The organism is Streptomyces sp. NPDC002564 (assembly GCF_042889645.1).
Taxonomy (GTDB): Bacteria; Actinomycetota; Actinomycetes; order Streptomycetales; family Streptomycetaceae; genus Streptomyces.
This window is the reverse complement of the sequence record NZ_JBIARE010000005.1, coordinates 112,533-132,558: the sequence shown is the minus strand read 5'-3', so window position 1 is coordinate 132,558 and position 20,026 is coordinate 112,533. Positions and strand designations below refer to the sequence as shown.

Annotated in this window: 20 protein-coding genes; 10 read left to right on the top strand and 10 right to left on the bottom strand. The window is 74.1% G+C overall.

The window, feature by feature from the left end; genetic code table 11:
- Nucleotides 1–172: 172 nt before the first annotated feature.
- Nucleotides 173–814: a TetR/AcrR family transcriptional regulator gene (locus tag ACFYXE_RS19400; protein WP_361171553.1), complete on the top strand. Its 642-nt coding sequence runs from the start codon at nt 173–175 to the stop codon at nt 812–814.
- Nucleotides 815–862: 48 nt separating this feature from the next.
- Here ACFYXE_RS19400 and ACFYXE_RS19395 read toward each other — a convergent pair whose 3' ends face one another.
- The gene (locus tag ACFYXE_RS19395) at nt 863–1,339 is read right to left on the bottom strand and encodes a DUF2000 family protein (protein ID WP_389313872.1); all 477 of its coding nucleotides are present in this window, start codon (nt 1,337–1,339) and stop codon (nt 863–865) included.
- A 50-nt stretch (nt 1,340–1,389) separates the two neighbouring features.
- Here ACFYXE_RS19395 and ACFYXE_RS19390 point away from each other — a divergent pair, with 50 nt between their 5' ends.
- Both ACFYXE_RS19390 and ACFYXE_RS19385 read left to right on the top strand, forming a co-directional pair.
- Nucleotides 1,390–2,220, top strand: a complete 831-nt coding sequence (locus ACFYXE_RS19390; protein WP_389313870.1) for an AraC family transcriptional regulator — start codon at nt 1,390–1,392, stop codon at nt 2,218–2,220.
- 103 nt (nt 2,221–2,323) lie between these two features.
- The gene (locus tag ACFYXE_RS19385; RefSeq protein WP_389313868.1) at nt 2,324–3,070 is read left to right on the top strand and encodes a DUF1838 family protein; all 747 of its coding nucleotides are present in this window, start codon (nt 2,324–2,326) and stop codon (nt 3,068–3,070) included.
- A gap of 3 nt (nt 3,071–3,073) precedes the next feature.
- Here ACFYXE_RS19385 and ACFYXE_RS19380 read toward each other — a convergent pair whose 3' ends face one another.
- Nucleotides 3,074–3,793 (bottom strand): anti-sigma factor antagonist, encoded by a 720-nt coding sequence (locus ACFYXE_RS19380; protein WP_389313866.1) that lies wholly within the window; start codon nt 3,791–3,793, stop codon nt 3,074–3,076.
- Between the two features lie 127 nt (nt 3,794–3,920).
- Between ACFYXE_RS19380 and ACFYXE_RS19375 the strand changes: the two genes are divergently transcribed.
- Nucleotides 3,921–4,289 carry a MarR family transcriptional regulator gene (locus ACFYXE_RS19375; protein WP_361171562.1) on the top strand — a complete coding sequence of 123 codons (369 nt, stop codon included), beginning with the start codon at nt 3,921–3,923 and terminating at the stop codon, nt 4,287–4,289.
- Between the two features lie 82 nt (nt 4,290–4,371).
- Here ACFYXE_RS19375 and ACFYXE_RS19370 read toward each other — a convergent pair whose 3' ends face one another.
- Nucleotides 4,372–5,118, bottom strand: coding sequence for a class I SAM-dependent methyltransferase (locus ACFYXE_RS19370; protein ID WP_389313863.1), 747 nt, complete (start codon nt 5,116–5,118; stop codon nt 4,372–4,374).
- A gap of 308 nt (nt 5,119–5,426) precedes the next feature.
- Here ACFYXE_RS19370 and ACFYXE_RS19365 point away from each other — a divergent pair, with 308 nt between their 5' ends.
- The gene (locus ACFYXE_RS19365) at nt 5,427–6,281 is read left to right on the top strand and encodes an arylamine N-acetyltransferase (protein ID WP_389313861.1); all 855 of its coding nucleotides are present in this window, start codon (nt 5,427–5,429) and stop codon (nt 6,279–6,281) included.
- Nucleotides 6,282–6,314: 33 nt separating this feature from the next.
- On the opposite strand, the gene ACFYXE_RS19360 is transcribed toward ACFYXE_RS19365, so the two are convergent.
- Both ACFYXE_RS19360 and ACFYXE_RS19355 read right to left on the bottom strand, forming a co-directional pair.
- Complete coding sequence (locus tag ACFYXE_RS19360) at nt 6,315–7,337, bottom strand: PHP domain-containing protein (RefSeq protein ID WP_389314655.1); 1,023 nt, start codon at nt 7,335–7,337, stop codon at nt 6,315–6,317.
- A gap of 136 nt (nt 7,338–7,473) precedes the next feature.
- Nucleotides 7,474–8,412 (bottom strand): methyltransferase domain-containing protein, encoded by a 939-nt coding sequence (locus ACFYXE_RS19355; protein WP_389313859.1) that lies wholly within the window; start codon nt 8,410–8,412, stop codon nt 7,474–7,476.
- A 136-nt stretch (nt 8,413–8,548) separates the two neighbouring features.
- On the opposite strand from ACFYXE_RS19355, the gene ACFYXE_RS19350 reads away from it, so the two are divergent.
- Nucleotides 8,549–8,950, top strand: a complete 402-nt coding sequence (locus tag ACFYXE_RS19350; protein ID WP_361171574.1) for a helix-turn-helix transcriptional regulator — start codon at nt 8,549–8,551, stop codon at nt 8,948–8,950.
- A gap of 15 nt (nt 8,951–8,965) precedes the next feature.
- Here ACFYXE_RS19350 and ACFYXE_RS19345 read toward each other — a convergent pair whose 3' ends face one another.
- Complete coding sequence (locus ACFYXE_RS19345; RefSeq protein ID WP_389313857.1) at nt 8,966–10,510, bottom strand: helix-turn-helix domain-containing protein; 1,545 nt, start codon at nt 10,508–10,510, stop codon at nt 8,966–8,968.
- Between the two features lie 285 nt (nt 10,511–10,795).
- Here ACFYXE_RS19345 and ACFYXE_RS19340 point away from each other — a divergent pair, with 285 nt between their 5' ends.
- From ACFYXE_RS19340 to ACFYXE_RS19330, 3 genes are all read left to right on the top strand, one after another.
- Complete coding sequence (locus ACFYXE_RS19340; RefSeq protein WP_389313855.1) at nt 10,796–11,620, top strand: FAD binding domain-containing protein; 825 nt, start codon at nt 10,796–10,798, stop codon at nt 11,618–11,620.
- Nucleotides 11,617–14,400: a molybdopterin-dependent oxidoreductase gene (locus tag ACFYXE_RS19335; RefSeq protein ID WP_389313853.1), complete on the top strand. Its 2,784-nt coding sequence runs from the start codon at nt 11,617–11,619 to the stop codon at nt 14,398–14,400. The genes ACFYXE_RS19340 and ACFYXE_RS19335 overlap by 4 nt, the downstream gene beginning before the upstream one ends.
- Nucleotides 14,401–14,495: 95 nt before the next feature.
- Nucleotides 14,496–14,942: a molybdopterin-dependent oxidoreductase gene (locus ACFYXE_RS19330; RefSeq protein ID WP_389313851.1), complete on the top strand. Its 447-nt coding sequence runs from the start codon at nt 14,496–14,498 to the stop codon at nt 14,940–14,942.
- Between the two features lie 72 nt (nt 14,943–15,014).
- Here ACFYXE_RS19330 and ACFYXE_RS19325 read toward each other — a convergent pair whose 3' ends face one another.
- The 4 genes from ACFYXE_RS19325 to ACFYXE_RS19310 all read right to left on the bottom strand — a co-directional run bounded on the left by ACFYXE_RS19325 (nt 15,015) and on the right by ACFYXE_RS19310 (nt 18,737).
- Complete coding sequence (locus ACFYXE_RS19325; RefSeq protein WP_389313849.1) at nt 15,015–15,977, bottom strand: SDR family NAD(P)-dependent oxidoreductase; 963 nt, start codon at nt 15,975–15,977, stop codon at nt 15,015–15,017.
- Between the two features lie 129 nt (nt 15,978–16,106).
- Nucleotides 16,107–17,147, bottom strand: coding sequence for an NAD(P)-dependent alcohol dehydrogenase (locus ACFYXE_RS19320; RefSeq protein ID WP_389314653.1), 1,041 nt, complete (start codon nt 17,145–17,147; stop codon nt 16,107–16,109).
- A gap of 163 nt (nt 17,148–17,310) precedes the next feature.
- On the bottom strand, nt 17,311–18,102 hold the full coding sequence (locus tag ACFYXE_RS19315) for an SDR family NAD(P)-dependent oxidoreductase (protein ID WP_389313847.1): 792 nt from the start codon (nt 18,100–18,102) through the stop codon (nt 17,311–17,313).
- Nucleotides 18,103–18,116: 14 nt separating this feature from the next.
- Nucleotides 18,117–18,737 (bottom strand): TetR family transcriptional regulator, encoded by a 621-nt coding sequence (locus tag ACFYXE_RS19310; protein WP_389313845.1) that lies wholly within the window; start codon nt 18,735–18,737, stop codon nt 18,117–18,119.
- Nucleotides 18,738–18,989: 252 nt separating this feature from the next.
- Between ACFYXE_RS19310 and ACFYXE_RS19305 the strand changes: the two genes are divergently transcribed.
- A complete protein-coding gene (locus ACFYXE_RS19305; protein WP_389313843.1) occupies nt 18,990–19,988 on the top strand; it encodes an AraC family transcriptional regulator in 999 nt (332 codons plus the stop codon).
- The last annotated feature ends 38 nt before the right edge of the window (nt 19,989–20,026 follow it).

Genomic DNA, 20,026 nt, shown 5'->3' with positions numbered 1-20,026 from the left:
GCTGCTTCGGTCGTCGCTTCCGGCTGCTTTCGCCATCGCTTCGGTCGTTGCCGGATCTCGCCGGGCCTTGCCGGACCCCGACGGACCCCGACGGACCCCGACGCGAAACTACACTACACCGTGCAGTGTAGTAACACTGCACGGTGTAGTGCGGAATGGCTAGGATGTGCCCATGCCGACGAAACCGACCACGAAACCGCTGCGCGAGGGGTCCGCGCAGAAGCGGACCGCGATCCTCACCGCGGCGCGGGAGCTGTTCCTGACCGACGGGTTCGACCGCTCCAGCGTCGACGCGGTCGCCGCCCGCGCCGGGGTGTCCAAGCGGACGGTCTACGACTACTTCGGCGACAAGCACACGCTGCTGCGGGCCGTGGTCGACGGGGTCGGCGCCTCGATGATCGACACGATCCGGCGCACCCTCGACGAGACCCTCACCGGCCCCGTCGAGGCCCCCGAACTGGAGGACGCGCTGGTCACGTTCGCGATGCGGATCTCGACCGACATGCTCGGCTCCGCCGAGTACGCGACGCTGCAGCGCCTGGTGCAGGCGGAGTCCGACCACCTGCCGCACCGGGGCTACAACTCCATGGCCGACGCCCCGGACGAGGCCATCGCCGAGCGGCTCGCCGCGCTGGCGGCGGCCGGTCTGCTCGTCGTCCCGGACCCCCGCCTCGCGGCCGACCAGTTCATCGCGCTGGTCTTCGGCGTCGCGCTGGACCGGCTCGGTTCCGCGAACGCGGCCGAGGACCCCCGGGTCCGCCACCTGGTCGTCGAGGGAGTGCGGACCTTCCTGCGCGCCTACCGGCCCGCGTAGGGGGCGACCGCCCGGCCGTCGCGGACCGGCGGACCGGCGGGGCCGGGCTCAGGGGTGCATGCGCGCGCCCTTGAGCACCTTGTCGACCGCGTTGCGCGGCCCGTAGACGGCGACCCCGACCAGGTCGAGGCCCTCGCCCGGCACGGCCCGTACCGCCGCCCGGTTGTCCCGGTCGTTGCCGGTGGCGAAGAGGTCCGAGGTGAAGACGGCTCGGGGCAGCTCGCGGGACAGGGCGCGGCGGTGCGCCGCCGTCACCGCCTCCTTCGTCCCCTCGAAGACCAGCACCGGCTGGCGGAACATCGGCAGGTACGGGGTGTCGTCGGCGTCGGCGTACGGCTCGCCGACGACCTCGGGGACCTCGGTGCCGAGGCCGCTGACCAGGAAGGCGGTCACGTTCAGCCGCTGCCAGGTCTCCAGGTCGTCGCGCAGGAGCACTGCGATCTTGGTGTCGAAACGTACGGGTGCGCCGAACGCGTTGTCGGTCGCGGTGTCGGGCTTGGTGCCGGGCGTGGTGTCGGTCGTCATGCGTCCCAGGCTGCCGACCGCGGAGGCCGTGGGTCTTGTACGTTCTTGGCGTGCCGTCGTCGCAGGAGGTCTCCGCGTGGCGCCCGCGGGTCGCGGGCGTCGTGGAGGTCTTCCATGCGCACTTCACGGAGCACGCGTACCCGATGCACGTCCACGACGTGTGGACGCTGCTGATCGTCGACGACGGCGCGGTCCGCTACGACCTGGGACGCCGGGAGCGCGGCACACCGCGCGACACCGTCTCGCTGCTGCCGCCGCAGGTGCCGCACAACGGCTCCCCCGCCACCGCGCACGGTTTCCGCAAGCGGGTGCTGTACCTGGACGCGCCGCTGCTCGACGAGACCCTCATCGGCCCCGCCGTGGACGACCCGGACATCACCGATCCGCTGCTGCGCCGGCGCGTCGGCCAGTTGCACGCGGCGCTGGCGCTGCGGGGCGACGAGCTGGAGGCGGAGAGCCGCCTCGCGCTGGTCGGGGAACGGCTGCGCGGCCATCTGCGGCCCGGGGAGCGGGCCGGGCCGCGGGCCGGGGTCCGGGAGCCGCGCGGCGGGGTCGCGCACAGCCTGCGCGAGCTGCTGGACGAGCGGGTGCTCGACGGCGTCACGCTGGGCGAGGCGGCGCGGCAGGTGCACGCCCACCCCACCCATCTGGTGCGGGCCTTCAGCTCGGCGTTCGGCATCGCCCCGCACCAGTACCTGATGGCCCGCAGGGTCGAGCGCGCGCGTCGGCTCCTGCTCGACGGGATGCCGCCCGCGCAGGTGGCGACGGCGGTCGGCTTCTACGACCAGGCCCACCTGAACCGCCACTTCAAGCGCGTCGTGGGGATCCCCCCTGGCCGGTACGCCGGTCGCGGGACCGCTCCGCCGCGCCACGGCGCGTGAGGGCGGTGCGCGCCGACGGTGCCGGGGCGCCTTTCGGCCACGTCCCCCCGGCCACGTCCGCCCCGGCCGTGCCCTCGCGTTCCCGGCGGCGCACAGTACTCGTATGACGACACCAGCAGAGCAGCTCCGTGCCTTCGCCCGCACCCGGGCCTCCCTCGACGGCGAGGAGGTCACGTACTGGTGGACCGGGGACGTGCACTCCTGGTCGCCCGACGAGCCCTACCGGCACCTCTTCGGTTTCGAGGGGATCAACGTGGCCCGTCTGGTGCAGGACGCCGACGCCGGCCCCGACGCGTACCGGCTGCTCACCCGCGAGGCGGGGTTCTATCTGGACCCCGCCAGCCGCGAGATCCTCGACACCTGGCAGGACCGGCCGGTGGTACACATTTGGAACGACCCGGCGAACCAGAAGTGGCGTCCCTTCCCGATACCGACCACGGAGCTCGGCGCCCAGGTGTGTTTCAGCATGGAGATCCCCCTCTCCTACCCCTCGCCGCTGCCGGTGGCGCAGTACCCGCTGCACTCGGCCGGCGACACGTACAAGGCGCTGGAGCTCTTCCAGTTCTTCGCGGACCGCGCCGATCTGGCCGGTGACGCGCCGGGGGTGCCCGCCACCATGTCGTGGACCCGCATGTCCCCCTGGCTGCCGTGGATGGCCCGCGGGCAGCGGCCCGGCGGCCTCACCTTCCACTGCCGGGGCCGCAAGCTCACCGCGTACGACGAGGTCCCCGAGCGCACCCGCGCCTACGTCGCCGGCCACCACCCGGAGTTCGCCCGGGCCCCGGAACACTGGACCGAGCCGAACGAGACGAGCTGGACCTACTTCCGCAGGCTCCACCCGCCGCGGTAGGCCCTAGGGCTCCGCGGCCGGGGCCGCGCGGCGGGTTCTGTTCGATCGGGAGATCGCGGCCTCTAGTTGCGTGCGGATGAGGTCGGGCAGGGCGCTGCCGCGTACGGTGCCGACCACGTCCCCGGCCAGCAGGTGCAGCTTGGTGTTGGTGTTCTGCGAGGTGGCGACCAGGACTTCCCAGGCCGCCTCGGGGCTCAGGCCGAACGAGGACATCAGGATGCCCCGGGCCAGGTCGATGGTCGGCCGGGTCGCCATCGCCCGTTCCAGCTGGAACACCACGGCGCGCAGGTCCTCGCCGGACTCCTCGCTGCGGCTCAGTTCGTGCACGACCGGGCACTGCGCGTCCGCGCCGTCCACCGGCCGCGTGCCGTTCCCGGATGCGGCGACGGGACCGAACAGCCCGCGGGTGCCCGTCAGTTCGAGCAGTCGGCGCACCGCGGGGCTGCTGACGGCGATGGTGATGGTCTTGCCCTGCGCGACGGCCTGCTGGTGGAGGCGGAGGAGGAGGTTCAGGCCGGAGCAGTCGCAGAACTCCACCTCGCTCACGTCCAGTTCGAGACCACCGGTCGAACGGCCGAGGGCGGTGTACAGCTCGGGGCGGAGCCGGTGCGCGGCGTTGAGGTCGATCTCCCCCCGCAGCGCCACGCATGTCCTGACACCGGCGGACACCGGACCGACCTGCACCGATGCGGGGGACGACCGAGGGAACGCGGGTTCCGGCATGACCTCTCCTTCTCCTCGCTGGCTACCGCCGCTCCAAGGCTGCCCTCACCCCTCACACCCGTCAACCAATACCGGAAACTGAGTACGTGTTTTTGGAGGCATGTATGTCTCGTCATAGAGTTGAGGCATGGATGGAGTGCCGGAGCCGCATACCGGATGGACGTTTCTCACCAACCACGCACGCGTGCTCGCGGCCATCGCCGACGACCACAGCGCCAGGATCCGCGACATCGCGGCCCACTGCCGACTGACGGAGCGGGCCGTCCAGAAGATCATCGCGGACCTCGAACAGGACGGGTATCTCTCCCACACGCGGGAGGGCCGGAGCAACACGTACCGGATCGACCCCGGCAAGGTGTTGCGCCACCCCGCCGAATCCGGCCTCTCGGTCGCCTCACTGCTCTCCCTGCTCGCCCGGGACGAGGCCGACCGCGCCCTCGCCCCGAGGGACGGCGACACGCCGGAGAACGACGACCGGCATCACGCCAGGGCCTGACCCCTCCCCCGCCACGCAACGACCCGGCACCGTCCGGGCGGATGCCGGAGGAGCCGGGCCGCGGGACCGTCCCGGTCCGCCGTCAGGCGCGGCAGCGCAGCATCTCGAACGCCGGGTTGGCCCGGTAGTCCGCCCAGAACTCCTCGCCGTACGCGGCGATCCCGGCGGCCGACACCTCGGTCGGCACCCACGTGATCTCGCTGAAGCCGACCCTGGCCAGGCACGTCTCGAACACGTCGCGGCGGGCCAGCCCGGAGACGAAGGAGATCGGCGCGTCCCCGAGCAGCGCGGTGGTGCGCACCCGGGGTCCGGTGCCGCCTTCCTCGCCGGTCCGCTCCGTGAGGAAGCCGTAGGGCCGCGGCGAGGGCCCGGCGAAGTCGTAGTCCGGCGTCTGGTGGAGCATGAACAGCTCGCCGCCGCTCCGCAGGCTCTGGTGCACGGCGCGGCACAGGCCCTCGAACTCGTCGACGGTCGATGCGTAGTTGAGCAGCATCACCGCGGTCGCCACGTCGAACGGCCCGCCCGTCGGCGCCATGCCGGCCACGTCGCCGACCTCGTAGCGCACGCCCAGCGGGGCGCCCTCCTCGATACCCCGCGCGACGCCGATCATCTCGCCGGAGATGTCGATGCCGTACACGTCCGCCGCACCGCGCCGCTTCAGCTCGCGACTGTAGAAGCCGGTGCCGCAGGCCAGGTCGATGACCTTCTTGCCGGTGACGTCCCCGACCAGGCCGAGGAAGCTCGGCGCCTCCACGTACCGGGCCAGCGGCAGGGCCTTGAAGCCCTCGAACGCCTCACCGATCCCGTCGTAGATCTGCTGTGTGTTCATGGCGCGTTCCTCCCGTGGTGGTGTCCGGATCCGGACTCCGGCAGTCTCTCCACACGCGGCGGCGGGCCCGTACGGGCAGAAGCTACAAAAGATCGGGTACGCCGACCCGGGGTCGCACGAGAGCGGACCCGTCGCCCAGGCTCCCCCGACAGTGCGCCACGGCGTCCTACGCCCTCGGGCCGAGGACCAAAGGACCAGGTCAGGACGGAATAGCCGCGCGGAGACGATCGCTCCACATGACGTACGAAATGACGTACGAAAGACTTCCGACGCCCGCCCGGCGGCACGACCCGAGGAGACACCCCCGCATGTGGAACGGCGACGCACTCGACCTCGACGCCTACCTGGCCCACCTCGGCCACGAGGGGGACCGTGCTCCCACCCTGGCGACGCTGCGGTCCCTGCACCGGGCCCATGTGCTCACCGTGCGCTGGGAGAACGTGGAGGCGGTACTGCGCAAGTACCGGCCGCTCGACCTCGCCTCCGTCCAGGCCAAGTTGATCGGCGGCCGGCGCGGCGGCACCTGCTACGAACACGTGACGCTCTACGCGGCGGCCCTGGAGCGTCTCGGCTTCCGGTTCTTCGTGGTCCAGGGCCGGGTGCGGATGGGCTCGGACAAGATCAGGGCGGAGTCGCACGCCATGGCGGTATTGGAGCTCGACGGGCGGCGCTGGCTGAGCGACATCGGGTTCGGCGCCAGTCCATTGGAGCCGATCGAGCTGACGGACGCGCAGGACCTCTCGGACGGCGTGTGGGCGTACCGGCTGCGGCGCGCGGAAGTCACCCCGGGCGCGGACGGATGGGCCCTGCTGCAGCCGGTGCGCGAGGGCGACGGCCTCACCGACACGGCAGGCGACGGCTGGCTGGTCCGCCACACGTTCACGCTCAACCCGCAGTACCCCGCCGACCTGCGCACGTCGAACCACTTCGGCGCATCGAGCCCGCACTCCCCCTTCAGCGACCGCGTCCACGCGCAGCGGCTGCTCCCAGACCGGCTGCACACCCTGGACCACCGCACACTGACCACCGTCAGGCCGGGCGCGCCCGTCCCCGTCGAGCACCGAGAGCTGACGGCGGACGAGGTGCCGGGGGTCCTCGCCGACCTCTTCGGGGTCGAACTGTCCGCGCAGGACGTGGAGTTGCTCCGCCCGAAGCTGGTCTGACCGCCCCGCGCCGACACCCGCCCCGCGCCGCGCTCAGGCGGCGCCCCGGTGCCCCCGGGTCCACGCCAGGACCTGCTGCGCCGTCCAGGTGTTCACCACGCGCTCCGGCGGGACCTCGCACTCCTCGGCGCGCCCGCAGCCGATGATCTGCCAGTCGAGCTGGCCGGGTGCGTGCGCGTCGGTGTCCACGGCGAAGAGGGTGCCGGCGGCCACGGCGCGGCGCAGCAGGCGGCGGGGCGGGTCGAGCCGTTCGGGGCGGCTGTTGATCTCGACCGCGGTGCCCGCGGCGGCGCACGCGGCGAACACCGCGTCCGCGTCGAATCGCGACTCCGGCCTGCCGCGCCCGGTGACGAGCCGGCCGGTGCAGTGCCCGAGCACGTCGGACCGGGGGTCGCTCACGGCGGTGACCAGGCGCCGGGTCATGGCGGGGGCGTCCATGCGCAGCTTGGAGTGCACCGAGACGACCACGAGGTCGAGCCGGTCGAGCAGTTCGGGTTCCTGGTCGAGGGAGCCGTCGTCGAGGATGTCGCACTCGATGCCGGTGAGCAGCCGGAAGGGCGCCCAGCGTTCGTTGAGGGCGGCCACCACGTCGAGCTGCTCGCGCAGCCGCTCCGGGGAGAGGCCGCGGGCCACGGTCAGCCGGGGCGAGTGGTCGGTGAGCACGGCCCACTCGTGGCCGATCTCCCGGGCCGCGCGGCCCATCGCCTCGACGGTGCTGCCCCCGTCCGACCAGTCGGAGTGCAGGTGGCAGTCGCCGCGCAGGAGGGCCCGCAGCGCGGTGCCGCCCTCGGCGAGCGGCGCGAGCGCCTCCTGTTCGAGCCGGTCCAGATAGCCGGGCACGGTACCGGCGAGCGCCTCGCGGACGACGCCCGCGGTCTTGGGGCCGATGCCCTTGAGCGCCTCCAGGGAGCTGTCGGCGGCTCGGCGCGCGGCCTCGCCGCCGGGCAGCTCGGCGATCACCTCGGCCGCGGTGCGGAAGGCGCGTACCCGGTAGGTCGGGGCGCCGCCGCGCTCCAGCAGGAAGGCGATCCGCTCCAGCGCCGTCACGGGCTCCATCGACATCGGCACCTCCGGCCGCCGTGCCGCGGGGCGCGGGCGTACGTCGTGGCGGCGTCCGTCTTCCAGCCTCGCGCACCCGGCCGCCCGGGGCACGGCGAACGGGCGGGGCTTGGTGAACGGGCGGGGCTTGGCCTCAGCGGGGCGCGCGGCCCCACGCCGAGATCATCGGGGAGGTGGCAAGGTCGAGGCCGCCGGCCGCGATGTTGGCGAGATGGGTGTCGACCTCGGCGCGGGTCGCGAGACCCTCGGTGACGAGCCGGCCGCCGACCTGGCGCACCGTGGCCGCCTCCAGGGCCGCGCAGGCGGGACCCGAGACGGGGAAGTAGGCATCGGCCTCGATGTCGGTCAGGCCCGCCTCGCGCAGCAGGCGCGGGAGGCGGCGCCCGTAGGAGAGGTCCGCGCCGCGCTGGGCGAGCAGGGCGCGGAAGCCGTGGCGGAGCTTGTTGGCCAGGCGCTGTGCGGGGCCGTGCTCGTCGGGGCAGATGAGGGCGGGGTCGGCGTCCTCCAGGAGGAGCCGGCCGCCGGGCCGCAGGGCGGCCGTCATGGCGCGCAGGGCGCGGTCGCGGTCGGCGACGTGGACGAGGACGAGGCGGGCGTGGACCAGGTCGAAGGGGCCCGGGGGCGGCTCGTCGGCGGCGACGTCGTGCCGCAGGACCTCGACCTGGGGCAGGTCGGCGGCGGCCGTCCAGGTGGTGTCGATGTCCGTCGCGAGGACGTGTCCGGTGGGCCCGACCCGCTCGGCCAGGCCCCGCACGACCGAGGGTCCGCCCGCGCCCACCTCCCAGCAGCGCCAGCCCGCCGCGACGCCCAGGCGGTCGAAGTGGCGGAAGGTGGAGGCGTCGAAAAGGTCGGCGAGGGCGCCGAACCGCTCGCCCGCCTCGGACTGCCGGTTGTCGAGGAGGTAGCCGTTGCCGGGGCCGCCGTCGTCGGGGCCGCTGTTGCCGGGACCGTGGTTGCCGGACTCGCCGTCGCCGGGACCGTGGTTGCCGGGACCCTGGTTGCCGGACTCGCCGTCGTCGGGGTCGCTGCTGCCGGGGTCGTCGTCGTCGCGCTGGTCCATGGATCCGATCATGCCTCCTGCCCGGCACGGAGGTGGCCGCGGACCCCGACGTACCCCACCCACCGCACCGGCCGGCTGTCCGCGGCGCCCCCGCCATGCGCGGGACGCCGCGGGGGATCGAGGGGCGGCCCGGCGCTAGGGTGCGCACGTGCCCACATTCAGCATCGGCCAGGCGGCGCGGCTGCTCGGCGTGAGTCCGGAGAGCGTACGGCGCTGGGGCGACGCGGGTCGTCTGCGGGTGGAGCGCGACGGCTCGGGGAACCGGCTGATCGACGGGGTGAGCCTGGCCGCCTTCGCCGAGGAGCGGGCGCGCGGCGCCCACCCCGTGCCCGACGACGTGCTCACCTCGGTGCGCAACTCCCTCACGGGCATCGTCACGGCGGTGCGCGGCGACGACGTCCTGGTGCAGGTGGAGATCCAGGCGGGCCCGCACCGGGTGGTGTCCGTGGTGAGCCGTGAGGCCGTCGACGAGCTGGGCATCGAGGTCGGCTCGACGGTGACCGCGCGGGTCAAGTCGACGAACGTGTACGTCGACCGGCCGCCCCGCTAGCCGGGGCGGCCGTGGTCAGCGGCAGCGCAGGGCCGCGTACAGGTCGAGCTTGTGGTCGAGGCGGGCCAGGTCGCGGCCGGTGAGGGACTCGATGCGCTGCATGCGGTAGTGCACGGTGTTGACGTGCAGGTGCAGGGCCTCGGCGGTGCGCGCCCAGGAGCCGTGGTGCGCGAGGAAGGTCTCCAGCGTGTGCAGCAGCGTGCGCCGGGAGGCGTCGTCCTCGTCGGTCAGCGGGCCCAGGGTGCGGGTGGTGAACGCGTTCCGCACGGCCTCGGGGACGCCGGCGAGCAGCGCGCCGAGCGAGGTCATGTCGTCGGTGCGGGTCAGCACGCCGCGCCGGGGCGCCTCGGTGCGGGCGGCGGTCAGGGCGTAGCGGGCCTGGACGAGGGCGTCGGCGAGGTCCTCCGCGCGCCGGGCCGTGGCGCCCAGGCCGCCGTGCAGGGGCGTGCGCGGGGTACGGGCGCTCAGCAGGGGCCAGATGGCGTGCAGCTGGTCGCCCCGCGGGTCCGCCGCGGGCTCCGCGGGCGCGTCCGGTGCGCCGAGGTGCAGGACGGCCGCGGCGGTGCCGTCGGGGAGGGTGCCGACGGCGAAGGGCGGGTCGCCCGGCAGGTGCCGCAGCGCCTCGGCGAGCGCGGCGGCGGCCGGCGCGGAGTGGGTGCCCGTTGCCCCGGCGAGGAGGTGGAAGGGGCCGTCCTCGGGCAGGTCGCAGGCGCGCAGCGCGGCCCGCAGGGCGGGTCCTGCGGGCCGGGCCGCGGACAGGAGCGCGAGCAGGTCGGTGGCCCGCTGCCGGGCCCCGGCCGCCTCGGCCAGGCGCTGCTCCTGGTGGCGGGCGAGGACGTCGGCTATCTCGTGCAGGAGGCGCGGCGGGGCCTCGTCCGGGTCGTGCAGGTACAGGTGCCAGCTGTCGTAGGCGGTCGCGTCCGTCTCGATGCGCAGGCTGATGCCGGTGGGCCGGGTGAGCTGCCGCAGGGCCTGGTCGGGTGAGAGGTGCGGGGCGGCGGGGGTGCGCGCGACCGTGCGGCCGGTGGCGGTCAGCAGGTGGCAGGCCGGGGCGCCGAGGTGGGCGAGGGCGCGGTCGAGCAGGGTGGCCGCGTCCGCGCCGGTCTCCAGGAGGCGGCTCAGTTCGATGCGGACGTTCTCCGGCAGGGCGTGGTGGTCGGAGGGGCGGCGGCTCAGGTCGCCCCACTGGCGGAGATAGACCGCGTCGATGATGGCGCGGAAGTTGGTGTGCGGCGGTACGGCGACCAGCGCGACGCCGTGCGCCTTGCAGGCGTCGACGAGGGCGGCGGGCACCGCGCCGTGGGTCTCCTCGCCGGCGAGGAGGGCTGCGGCACCGGCCGTGGCCAGCGCCGCGACGAACCGGTCGGCCTTCGCCCGCCCCTGCGCGGGGCTCCACCACACCAGGCCGCTGAGGACGACCTCGCCGGCCTGCAGGAAGCGCGTCGGGTCCTCCAGGTCGGTGGCGGTGACGCCGCTGATCTCCCGGGTCAGCTGGGGGCCTTCGCCCCACAGCAGGTCCAGGTCCAGGGCGGTGAGCCGAAGGAGGTCTTCGACGTGCATGGGCGGTGGCTCCTTGGTGCGGGTGTGCCTGCCGAGCTGCGGACACGGCATCTCACATTCACCAGGTGAATGCGCGTTGGAGCATCGTAATTGCGAGGGCAGATGGCCGGTATCCCCCTTGGACGATCAACCAGCGGCGGGCCGGGCCCGGCCGGATTTTCCGTGCCCCGCACCAGTCGTGCCGTTCCGCGCCGCGTTGCTTCACTGGCCGCCTCATCACTCGACATCGGCCCGGAAGGCCGATCCGGCCGTGCCCGCGGCCGGCCGCCACGGGAGGCGCACGCCATGGATCTCCATACGGTCACCGCGGTACGGGACGCCCGGGAGCGCGTGCCGTGGCGGCCCGGCGACCGCTGGCTGGGCGGCGGCACCTTCCTCTTCTCGGAGCCGCAGCCGCAGGTGCGGCGCCTGGTCGACCTGAGCCGGATGGGCTGGGACGCGCTCACCGAACTGCCGGACGGCTCCGTGGAGATCGCCGCGACCTGCACCATCGCGCAGCTCTCGCGCCGGGCACGGCGGTGGGACCTCGCGGCGGCGCCGCTGGTCGAGCAGTGCTGCCGGGCCTTCCTCGCCTCGTTCAAGATCTGGAACATGGCGACCGTCGGGGGCAATCTCTGCAACGCGCTGCCCGCGGGTCCGATGATCTCGCTCACCGCGGCCCTGGACGGTGTCTGTCTGCTGGTCGCGCAGGACGGCTCGACGCGCCGCGTCCCCGTCACCGACTTCGTGACCGGCGCGGGCCGCAAGGTGCTCGGCGAGGGCGAGCTGCTGCGGTCGGTGACCGTCCCGGCCCGCTCGCTGGCCGCGCGGACGGCGTTCCGCCAGGCGTCCCTGTACGGTCTCGGCCGCTCCGGCGCGCTGGTGATCGGGGTGCTCGACCCGAACGACGGCTCCTTCGCGCTGACGGTCACCGCGGCGACCGTACGGCCCTACCGGCTGTGGTTCCCGCTGCCGCCGCGGGCCGCCGAGCTGCGGGCGGCGCTCGCCGGGACCGTGCCGGACGACGCCTGGTTCGACGACATCCACGGCCTGCCCGCCTGGCGCAGGCACATGGCGTTCCGGCTGGCCGAGGAGATCCGCGCGGAACTGGACGAGGGGGACCCCCGATGACGTACGAGATCGAGATCAACCGGCAGTCGCACGACGTCGAGCCGCGCCCCGGGCAGTGCCTGCGCACCTATCTGCGCGAGCGCGGCTGGTTCGGGGTGAAGAAGGGCTGCGACGCCGGGGACTGCGGGGCCTGCACGGTCCACGTCGACGGCGAGCCCGTGCACAGCTGCCTCTATCCGGCGGTACGGGCGGCGGGCCGCAGCGTAACCACCGTCGAGGGGCTCGCCTCGCCGGAGGGCGAACTCCACCCGGTGCAGCGGAAGTTCCTCGACGCGCAGGGCTTCCAGTGCGGTTTCTGCACCGCCGGGTTCCTGATGACCACGGCGGCCCTCGAGGCCGAGCGGGGCACCGCGCACGACGACGGCAAGCTGGACGACCTGCCGCGCGCCTTCAAGGGCAACCTGTGCCGCTGCACCGGCTATCGCGCCATCGAGGACGCCGTCCGCGGCACCCGGCACACCGAACGGCCCTGCGCGGGAAGGGCGGTGGGGTCGAGCCTGGGCGCCCCGGCCGGTCCGCAGGTGGTGACCGGCACCGCCCGCTACACCTTCGACATCGACGTCCCCGGCCTGCTGCACATGAAGCTGCTGCGCTCCCCGCACCCGCACGCCCGGATCACCGCCGTCGACGTCAGCGAGGCGCTGCGGGTGCCGGGCGTCGAGGCCGTGTTCACCCACGAGGACGCGCCGGACGTGCTGTATTCGTCGGCGCGGCACGAGCGCCCCGCCGAGGACCCCGACGACACGCGCGTCCTGGACGACGTGGTGCGTCACGTCGGCCAGCGCGTCGCCGCCGTGGTCGCCGTCAGCGAGCAGGCCGCCGAGGAGGGCTGCCGCCGCATCGAGGTGACGTACGAGCGCCTCCCCCACGTGACCGACCCGGAGGCGGCGATGGCGCCGGGCGCGCCCGTGCTGCACTCCGGCAAGGGCCCGGAGTCGCGCATCGCGCGCGTCGGGAACAACGTGGCCGGTGAGGTGCACGGCGAGATCGGCGACGTCGAGGCGGGCTTCGCCGAGGCGGACGTCGTCTACGAGGAGACGTTCCGCACGCAGCGGGTGCAGCACGCGAGCCTGGAGACGCACGGCTGCGTCGCCTACTTCGAGGACAAGGAGGACGGGTCGGGCGAGCGGCTGACGGTCCGCTCCTCGACGCAGACGCCGTTCCTGACCCGGCGGGCACTGTGCGCGCTCTTCGGGCTGCCGGAGGACGAGGTGCGGGTGGTCGCGGGCCGGGTCGGCGGCGGCTTCGGCGGCAAGCAGGAGATGCTGACCGAGGACATCGTGACGCTGGCGGCGCTGCGGCTGCGGCGCCCGGTGAAGCTGGAGTACACCCGCGCCGAGCAGTTCTACGGGGCGACGACCCGCCATCCGTTCACCATCACGCTCAAGGCGGGGGCGCGGGCGGACGGCACGCTGACCGCCGTACGGATGCGGGTGGTGTCCAACACGGGCGCGTACGGCAACCACGGCCCCGCGGTGATGTTCCACAGCGTCGGCGAGTCCTTCGCCGTATACCGCGCCCCGCACAAGAAGGTCGACGCCTACTCCGTCTACACCAACTGCGTTCCCGCGGGCGCCTTCCGGGGCTACGGCCTCGGCCAGGTCACCTTCGCCGTCGAGTCGGCCATGGACGAGCTGGCCCGGCGCCTGGGCCTGGATCCGCTGGTCTTCCGCGAGCGCAACATCATCGGCGCGGGCGAGCCGATGCTGAGCCCCATCGGCGAGGAGGAGGACCTGCACATCGCCTCGTACGGCCTGGACCAGTGCCTGTCCGTGGTCCGCCGGGCCATCGCGGAGGACGCCGGCGACGACCGGGTGCCCGAGGGGTGGCGCGTCGGGCAGGGCACGGCCCTCGCGATGATCGCGACCGGCCCGCCGGGCGGCCACTACGCCGACGCGACGGTCAGCCTCCTCGCGGACGGCACGTACGACATCGCGGTCGGCACCGCCGAGTTCGGCAACGGCACGACGACCGTGCACAAGCAGATCACCGCGGGCGCCCTGAACACGACGGCGGACCGGCTCGCCGTGCGGCAGTCCGACACCGACGTCGTGCGCCACGACACGGGCGCCTTCGGGTCGGCGGGCACGGTCGTGGCGGGCAAGGCGGTGCTGCTGGCCGCGGGCTCGCTCGCCGAGCGCCTGACGACCTTCGCCGCCCGCTACACGGGGGTCCCCCGGCACCTGTGCGTGCTGGGCGCCGAGGAGTTCGACTGCGCGGGCCGGGTCGTGCCGCTCAAGGAGCTCCACGAGGCCGCCCTCGCGGCGGGCGCGGCGGGCGAGACCACGGCGGACGGGCACTGGGGCGGCACCCCGCGCTCGGTGGCCTTCAACGCCCAGTGGTTCAAGGTGGCCGTCGACCCGGACACCGGCGAGATGCGCATCCTGCGCAGCGTGCACGCCGCGGACGCGGGCAAGGTGATGAACCCGATGCAGTGCAGGGGCCAGGTAGAGGGCGGGGTCGCGCAGGCCCTCGGTGCGACGCTCTTCGAGACGGTCCGCGTCGACGAGGGCGGCGCGGTGACCACGGCCGCCTTCCGCCGCTACCGGCTGCCGCAGTACGCCGACGTGCCGCGCACCGAGGTCCACTTCATGGAGACGCGGGACGCGATCGGGCCGCTGGGCGCCAAGTCGATGAGCGAGAGCCCGTTCAACCCGGTGGCCCCGGCCTTCGCCAACGCGCTGCGGGACGCGACGGGACACCGCTTCACCGAACTGCCGCTGACGCGCGACCGGGTGTGGCTCGCGCTGAACGAGGGTGCCGTGGACGGCAGTTGCTAGGCGACAGCTCGTACCGGGCCCACACGTGCGATGTTCCGCGGCCGGTTCAGTGGGCATCCTCGAAGACGGAGGAGTCGACGGTGAGGGGGACGGGGATGGGGACGAGCCGGCTCGTGGTGGTGGGCGCGGTCGACCGGCCGGTGCGGCTGAGCGTCGCCGATCTGCGCCGGCGCTGGCCCGCGCGGGAGGCCGCCGTGACCTTCGAGTGCGCGACCAGCGGGTCCCGGCGGCACACGTTCCGGGGGCCGCTGCTGCGGGAGGTGGTCGTCACGGCGGGTCCGGGCTTCGACGCGGCCCGCCGCAAGGACCGCTCCCGCTTCCTCCTGGAAGTGACCGGCGAGGACGGGCACGCCACCGTCCTGTCCTGGGCGGAGATCGACGAGGACTTCGGCAACGCGCCCGTCCTGCTGGCCACCGAACTCGACGGGCTCGAACTCGACTCCCTGGGAAGCCAGTTGGTGGTACCGACCGACCACTGCGGGGCGCGCTACATCAGCGGCATCACCCGGATAAGACTGACCGCCGCGGCTTCACCCGGATAGGACGCACCGCCGCCGCGCCCCGAGACCGGCCTCCGGTCCCGGGGCGCTCCGCCGGCCCGCGGCAGCGCCGCCTCAGGCGGCCGTCCTGAGGAGCCCCAGGTCCGGCGCGACGCCCGCCGCCCCGCAACTGGCGGACCACAGCAGGGCGGCCGTAGCGGGGTCGGCCATGTGCGGGCGTACCCGTTCGAGGCGCGGCGCGCCCCGCAGGCCGAGGACCCGTGGCCCCCACAGCTGTCCGCCCTCGACCCGCTCGTCGAGGACGGCGCGCACCAGGGGCCACGCCCCGCGGTGCTTGCCCTGGACGAGGAGTCCGGCCGGGAGGGCGCGCAGCCGCGCCGCGCGGGTCGTCGTGTGCACCCGCGGCCGGGACGGGGTCAGCGGGTCCAGGGCTCCGCCCGGGTGGGCGAGGACGCTGAGCACGGTGCTGCCCTCGGCGCGCAGGCGCCGGTCGAGTTCGAGGGCGAACGTCATCTGCGCCAGCTTCGAGCGCCCGTAGGCCCGCGCGGGACGGTAGTCGCGGGCCGACTGGAGGTCGTCCGGGTCGAGCCGTTCCGAGCGCGCCGCGAAGCTGCCCACGGTCACGATCCGCGCGGCGGGCGCCGCGGTCAGCACGGGGGCGAGCCACCGCGTCAGCGCGAGGTGGCCGAGGTGGTTGGTCCCGAACATCACCTCGTGCCCGGCGCCGGTCTCCCGGCGCGGCGGATCGTCCAGCGCGATCCCGGCGTTGCACAGGACGGCGTCGAGGCGGTCGCACGCGATCCGCTCGGCCGCGCCCACCAGCGTGGACGGGTCGGCGAGGTCGAGGGGCAGGTGGCGCACCCGCGCCCCCGGCACCCGCTCCCGGATCGAGGCGAGGGCGGCCCCGGCCCGCTCCGCGCTGCGGCTGCCGATGACGACGTCCGCCCCGGTCGTGGCCAGCTGCTCCGCGGCGAAGTACCCGATCCCGGCGTTGCCCCCGGTGACCAGGAAGGTCCTGCCTGCGGCCGACGGCAGCGCGTGGACGTCCCAGGGCTGACCCTGACGTGCGGATGACATGGCGGGGCTCCCGGCGGTTCGGGGCGGCGCGCGGTCGCGCGCCGCCGAGGCCCCCACCGTCACAGGCACGACCGACAGATCACCGACAGATCGCCGCCAGACCGCCGCCATCGCGGGCCCGGGCCGGTGTCAGCCGTGGGGCAGGATGACCGCACGGCCGTGGACGCGGCCCGCGTGCAGGCGCTCGTAGGCCGTGGGCGCGTCGTCCAGTGCGTACGTCTCCACATGGACGTCGATCACGCCCGTGCGCGCCAGGTCGAGGACCTCGATCAGCTCGGCCCTGCTGCCCCAGTACGGGGAGCGGACCGCGGCGTCGAAGGGGGTCGTGCCGAAGCCGACGGACGCGGCGCCGCCGCCGATGCCGACGATGGAGACGTCCGCCTCCACCGCGGCGCAGGCGGTCGCCGTCGCGGCGGTGGGCGGCGCGCCGACGAAGTCGAACACCGCCTGGGCGCCGAGACCGCCGGTGAGTTCGCGGACCCGGTCGGCGGCCGCGGCGTCGGAGAGGACCGCCTCGTGGGCGCCGACCTCGCGGGCGAGCCGCAGCTTCTCCTCGGTGACGTCGAGGGCGATCACCCGTGCCGGGGTGAGCGCGCGCAGCAGCTGGATGGCGACGTGGCCGAGGCCGCCGGTGCCGATGACCACCGCCGTGCTGCCGGGCGTCAGCTTCGGCAGCGAGGTCTTGATGGCGTGGTACGGGGTGAGGCCGGCGTCGGTGAGCGGCACGGCGGTCACCGGGTCGAGGCCGCCGAGCGGGACCAGGTGGCGCGGGTCGTCCACGATCATGTACTCGGCGATGGCGCCGGGCGCGCCGAGTCCGGGCGGGCGGATGCCGAGCTCGGCGGCGCGGGTGCAGTAGTTCTCCTTGCCCTGCGCGCACATCAGGCAGGTGCCGCAGCCCCAGGGGCCGTACACGGCCACGGAGTCGCCGAGCGCGAGCCCGGTGACGCCCTCGCCGAACGCGGCGACGGTGCCCGCGCCCTCGTGGCCGAGGGTGAGCGGCAGCGGGAAGCCCAGGGCCTCGGCGGGCCTGCTCATCACGGCGATGTCGGAGTGGCAGACGCCGGCGGCGGTCACTTCGAGGAGCACCTGGCCGGGGCCCGGCGCGGGGCGCGGGACGGTGACCACCTCGGGGGCGGCGCCGACGGCGCGGTACTGGACGGCCTTCATCCGGGCGGGCAGGCCCGTGATTGCCTGCCCCGACGTGGCGGGTTCGTGTCCTGACATCTGGGATGCCTCTTCTCTGACGTGCTCTGTGCTCTGTGCTCTGTGCTCTGTGTTCTGTTTTCTGCGCCCTGCGCCTTGCGCCCTGCGTTCCGGGGGCTCGGCGCGGTCAGCGGGCCGCGTAGCCGCCGTCGACCAGGTGGTAGCTGCCGTTGACGAACGAGGCACGGTCGGAGAGCAGGAACAGGGTGAGTTCGGCGACCTCCTCCGCGGTGCCGAGACGGCCCTGCGGGTGGAGCGCGACGAGCTGCCGGTGCTGGGCCTCGTCGCCCTTGAGGAGCGGGGTGTCGATGAAGCCGGGGGCGACGGCGTTGACGCGGATGCCGCGGGCCGCGTACTCGACGGCGGCGGTCTTGGTGAGACCGACGACCGCGTGCTTGGCGGCGGAGTACGCGGCGGAGCCCGCGAAGCCGTTGGTGCCGAGGATCGACGACATGTTGACGACGGCGCCGCCGCCCGCGGCGAGGAGGTGCGGCAGCTCGTGGCGCAGGGAGTAGAAGACGCCGTTGAGGTTGGTGTCGATCACGCGCTGCCAGTCCTCGACCGTGTACTCGCCGGTCGGGGCGGAGGTCCCGGCGATCCCGGCGTTGTTGACGGCGAGCTGGAGGCCGCCGAAGGTCTCGGCGGTGAACTCGACGGCCCGGCGCACCGACTCGGGGTCGGTGACGTCGACGCGGACGGCGGCGGCACGTGCGCCGGACTCGGTGAGCGACCGGGCGACGTCCTGCGCGCCCTGTTCGTTGTAGTCCGCGACGACGACGGCCGCTCCGCCTGCGGCGAGGCGCCGGGCGATCTCCAGGCCGATGCCGGAGGCCGCTCCGGTGACGAATGCGGTCTTCCCGGCGAACTCCGCCGCCGCGTCGGTGCCGGTGCCGTGGGTGGTGCTGGTGCTGGTGCTCATGGTGGTGCCTGGTTTCAGGTGGTGGCGGTTCGGGGTGCGGGTTCGTCGGCCAGGGCCGCGAACGCCGTGTCGATGAGCCGGGGCAGCGGGTCGCTCTCGCCGGGCGCGATCCAGAACCGGACGGCGGTCCCGAAGGCGCCGACGGCCAGCGAGACGGCGAGTGCCGGGCGCAGGTCGCGCTCGGCGTCGAGGCCGAGCCTGCGGGCGACGATCGCCACCGACTCGGTCTCGGCCTCGTCCTGCACGCGCAGGTAGGCGGGCAGCAGCGCGGGCTCCTCGTGGAGCATGCGCAGCAGGTCGCGCGAGCGGGGCAGGCGGTGCCAGGCGGTGGGCTCGTCCACCAGCCAGCTCCTGAGGGCCCGGTAGTAGGCCGTGAGCGGGCTCTCCCGCGCGGGGCGGGCGGCGAGCGCCGCGTTGATCAGCGCGAAGTCGGCGCGCAGGGCGTCGACGACGGCGTCCTCCTTCCCCGCGAAGTACCGGGAGAAGGTGCGGCGGGAGACGTCGGCGCGCTCGCTGATCGTCTCGACGGTGACCTGGTCGAGGCCGTGGGCGAGGACCAGGTCCACGGCGGCGTTCGCCATGGTCTCCCGGCTCTCCCGGACCTTGCGGGTCCTGCGGCCCTGCTGGGTGCTCATGTCTGCGACTGTACTCCTCGAAGTGTCCCAGTGAGACATCTGACTCAGTGAGACATATGACGCAACGGGACATGTTGCGTAGTGGGACATGTGACGCACTGGGTCATGTGGCGCAATGGGACGAGCCGGCCGGGCCCCGGAGGCGCCTCCTCCGTCTTCGGCGCGATCACGCCCCTGTCCGCCCGCGCCCCGCGTGCCATGGTGGGGAGCCCGCTGGTCCGGACCAGCCTTCGGCCGATGAGGAGCATGCGCATGCGCGGCACAACGGTCCTGCCGGGTGAGGGGAACAACGGAGAGCCGGGCGAGGAGGGCATGCCCACGCACCGACTGCAGGTGCCGATGCCCAACGCACTGCCCTTCGCCATCGGCACGTTCGACACCATCGGGCCCATGTCGCGCGCGTCCTTCCCGCACCGGCACACCTTCCACGAGATCGTCCACGTCACCGGCGGCACCGGCGGGCACGTCGTCGACCTGGGCCGCTTCGCCCTGCGGCCGCCGAACCTGTGCTTCATCGCGCCCGGCCAGGTCCACCACTGGGAGGGCGTGACCGGCCTGGACGGGCACGTCGTCCTCTTCACCGACGACTTCCTCCTGGACCACCCCGCCGACCGGTACGTGCTGCGCACCCTCGCCCGGCGCTCCTGGCTCGACCTGGCGCCGGACGCGGCGGAGTGGACCGCGCGACTGATCGCCGAGCTGGACGGCGAGTACCGGTCGGGCGCCGACGGATTCCCCAGCGTCCTGCGGGCGCTGCTGCACGTCCTGATCGTGCGGGCGGCGCGACTGCCCGCCCCCTTGGCCGCGCCCGCTCCCCTGCTGCCCCCGCCGGTCCCTCCGCGCGAGAGCGCGCCGCTCGCCCCGGCGCCCTCGCGGCCGGTGTCGGTGGCCGAGGACTTCGTGACGCTGCTCGGCGCCACCGGGGGCGCCCCGCGGTCGGTGCGCTCGTGCGCGGAGCGGCTGGGCGTCTCGGTGAGCTACCTGAGCGAAGCGGTGAAGGCCTCCACCGGCCGCACGCCCGGTGAGCTGATCCGGCAGGCCCGGGTGCACGAGGCCAAACGGCTGCTGCTGCGCACGGAGTTGTCGGTGCGTCAGGTGGCGGACCGGGTGGGCTTCGCCGACCCCGCCTACTTCTGCCGGTTCTTCCGGCGCGAGACGGGTGCCAGCCCCGGGGACTTCCGTCGCGGCACCGGCGATATTCACCACGACCACCGGCTCGAGTCCATCGCCGGGCCCTCCTCACGCGCATAGCTTCATAGCCGATCCGGAACCCACCCATCCCTGCACGC

Bases quoted from the DNA above. Each gene is read 5' to 3' on its own strand.
- ACFYXE_RS19400 (WP_361171553.1), top strand. From the start codon at position 173: ATGCCGACGAAACCGACCACGAAACCGCTGCGCGAGGGGTCCGCGCAG.
- ACFYXE_RS19395 (WP_389313872.1), bottom strand. From the start codon at position 1,339: ATGACGACCGACACCACGCCCGGCACCAAGCCCGACACCGCGACCGAC.
- ACFYXE_RS19385 (WP_389313868.1), top strand. From the start codon at position 2,324: ATGACGACACCAGCAGAGCAGCTCCGTGCCTTCGCCCGCACCCGGGCC.
- ACFYXE_RS19380 (WP_389313866.1), bottom strand. From the start codon at position 3,793: ATGCCGGAACCCGCGTTCCCTCGGTCGTCCCCCGCATCGGTGCAGGTC.
- ACFYXE_RS19375 (WP_361171562.1), top strand. From the start codon at position 3,921: ATGGATGGAGTGCCGGAGCCGCATACCGGATGGACGTTTCTCACCAAC.
- ACFYXE_RS19370 (WP_389313863.1), bottom strand. From the start codon at position 5,118: ATGAACACACAGCAGATCTACGACGGGATCGGTGAGGCGTTCGAGGGC.
- ACFYXE_RS19365 (WP_389313861.1), top strand. From the start codon at position 5,427: ATGTGGAACGGCGACGCACTCGACCTCGACGCCTACCTGGCCCACCTC.
- ACFYXE_RS19360 (WP_389314655.1), bottom strand. From the start codon at position 7,337: ATGGAGCCCGTGACGGCGCTGGAGCGGATCGCCTTCCTGCTGGAGCGC.
- ACFYXE_RS19355 (WP_389313859.1), bottom strand. From the start codon at position 8,412: ATGATCGGATCCATGGACCAGCGCGACGACGACGACCCCGGCAGCAGC.
- ACFYXE_RS19345 (WP_389313857.1), bottom strand. From the start codon at position 10,510: ATGCACGTCGAAGACCTCCTTCGGCTCACCGCCCTGGACCTGGACCTG.
- ACFYXE_RS19340 (WP_389313855.1), top strand. From the start codon at position 10,796: ATGGATCTCCATACGGTCACCGCGGTACGGGACGCCCGGGAGCGCGTG.
- ACFYXE_RS19335 (WP_389313853.1), top strand. From the start codon at position 11,617: ATGACGTACGAGATCGAGATCAACCGGCAGTCGCACGACGTCGAGCCG.
- ACFYXE_RS19330 (WP_389313851.1), top strand. From the start codon at position 14,496: ATGGGGACGAGCCGGCTCGTGGTGGTGGGCGCGGTCGACCGGCCGGTG.
- ACFYXE_RS19325 (WP_389313849.1), bottom strand. From the start codon at position 15,977: ATGTCATCCGCACGTCAGGGTCAGCCCTGGGACGTCCACGCGCTGCCG.
- ACFYXE_RS19320 (WP_389314653.1), bottom strand. From the start codon at position 17,147: ATGAAGGCCGTCCAGTACCGCGCCGTCGGCGCCGCCCCCGAGGTGGTC.
- ACFYXE_RS19315 (WP_389313847.1), bottom strand. From the start codon at position 18,102: ATGAGCACCAGCACCAGCACCACCCACGGCACCGGCACCGACGCGGCG.
- ACFYXE_RS19310 (WP_389313845.1), bottom strand. From the start codon at position 18,737: ATGAGCACCCAGCAGGGCCGCAGGACCCGCAAGGTCCGGGAGAGCCGG.
- ACFYXE_RS19305 (WP_389313843.1), top strand. From the start codon at position 18,990: ATGCGCGGCACAACGGTCCTGCCGGGTGAGGGGAACAACGGAGAGCCG.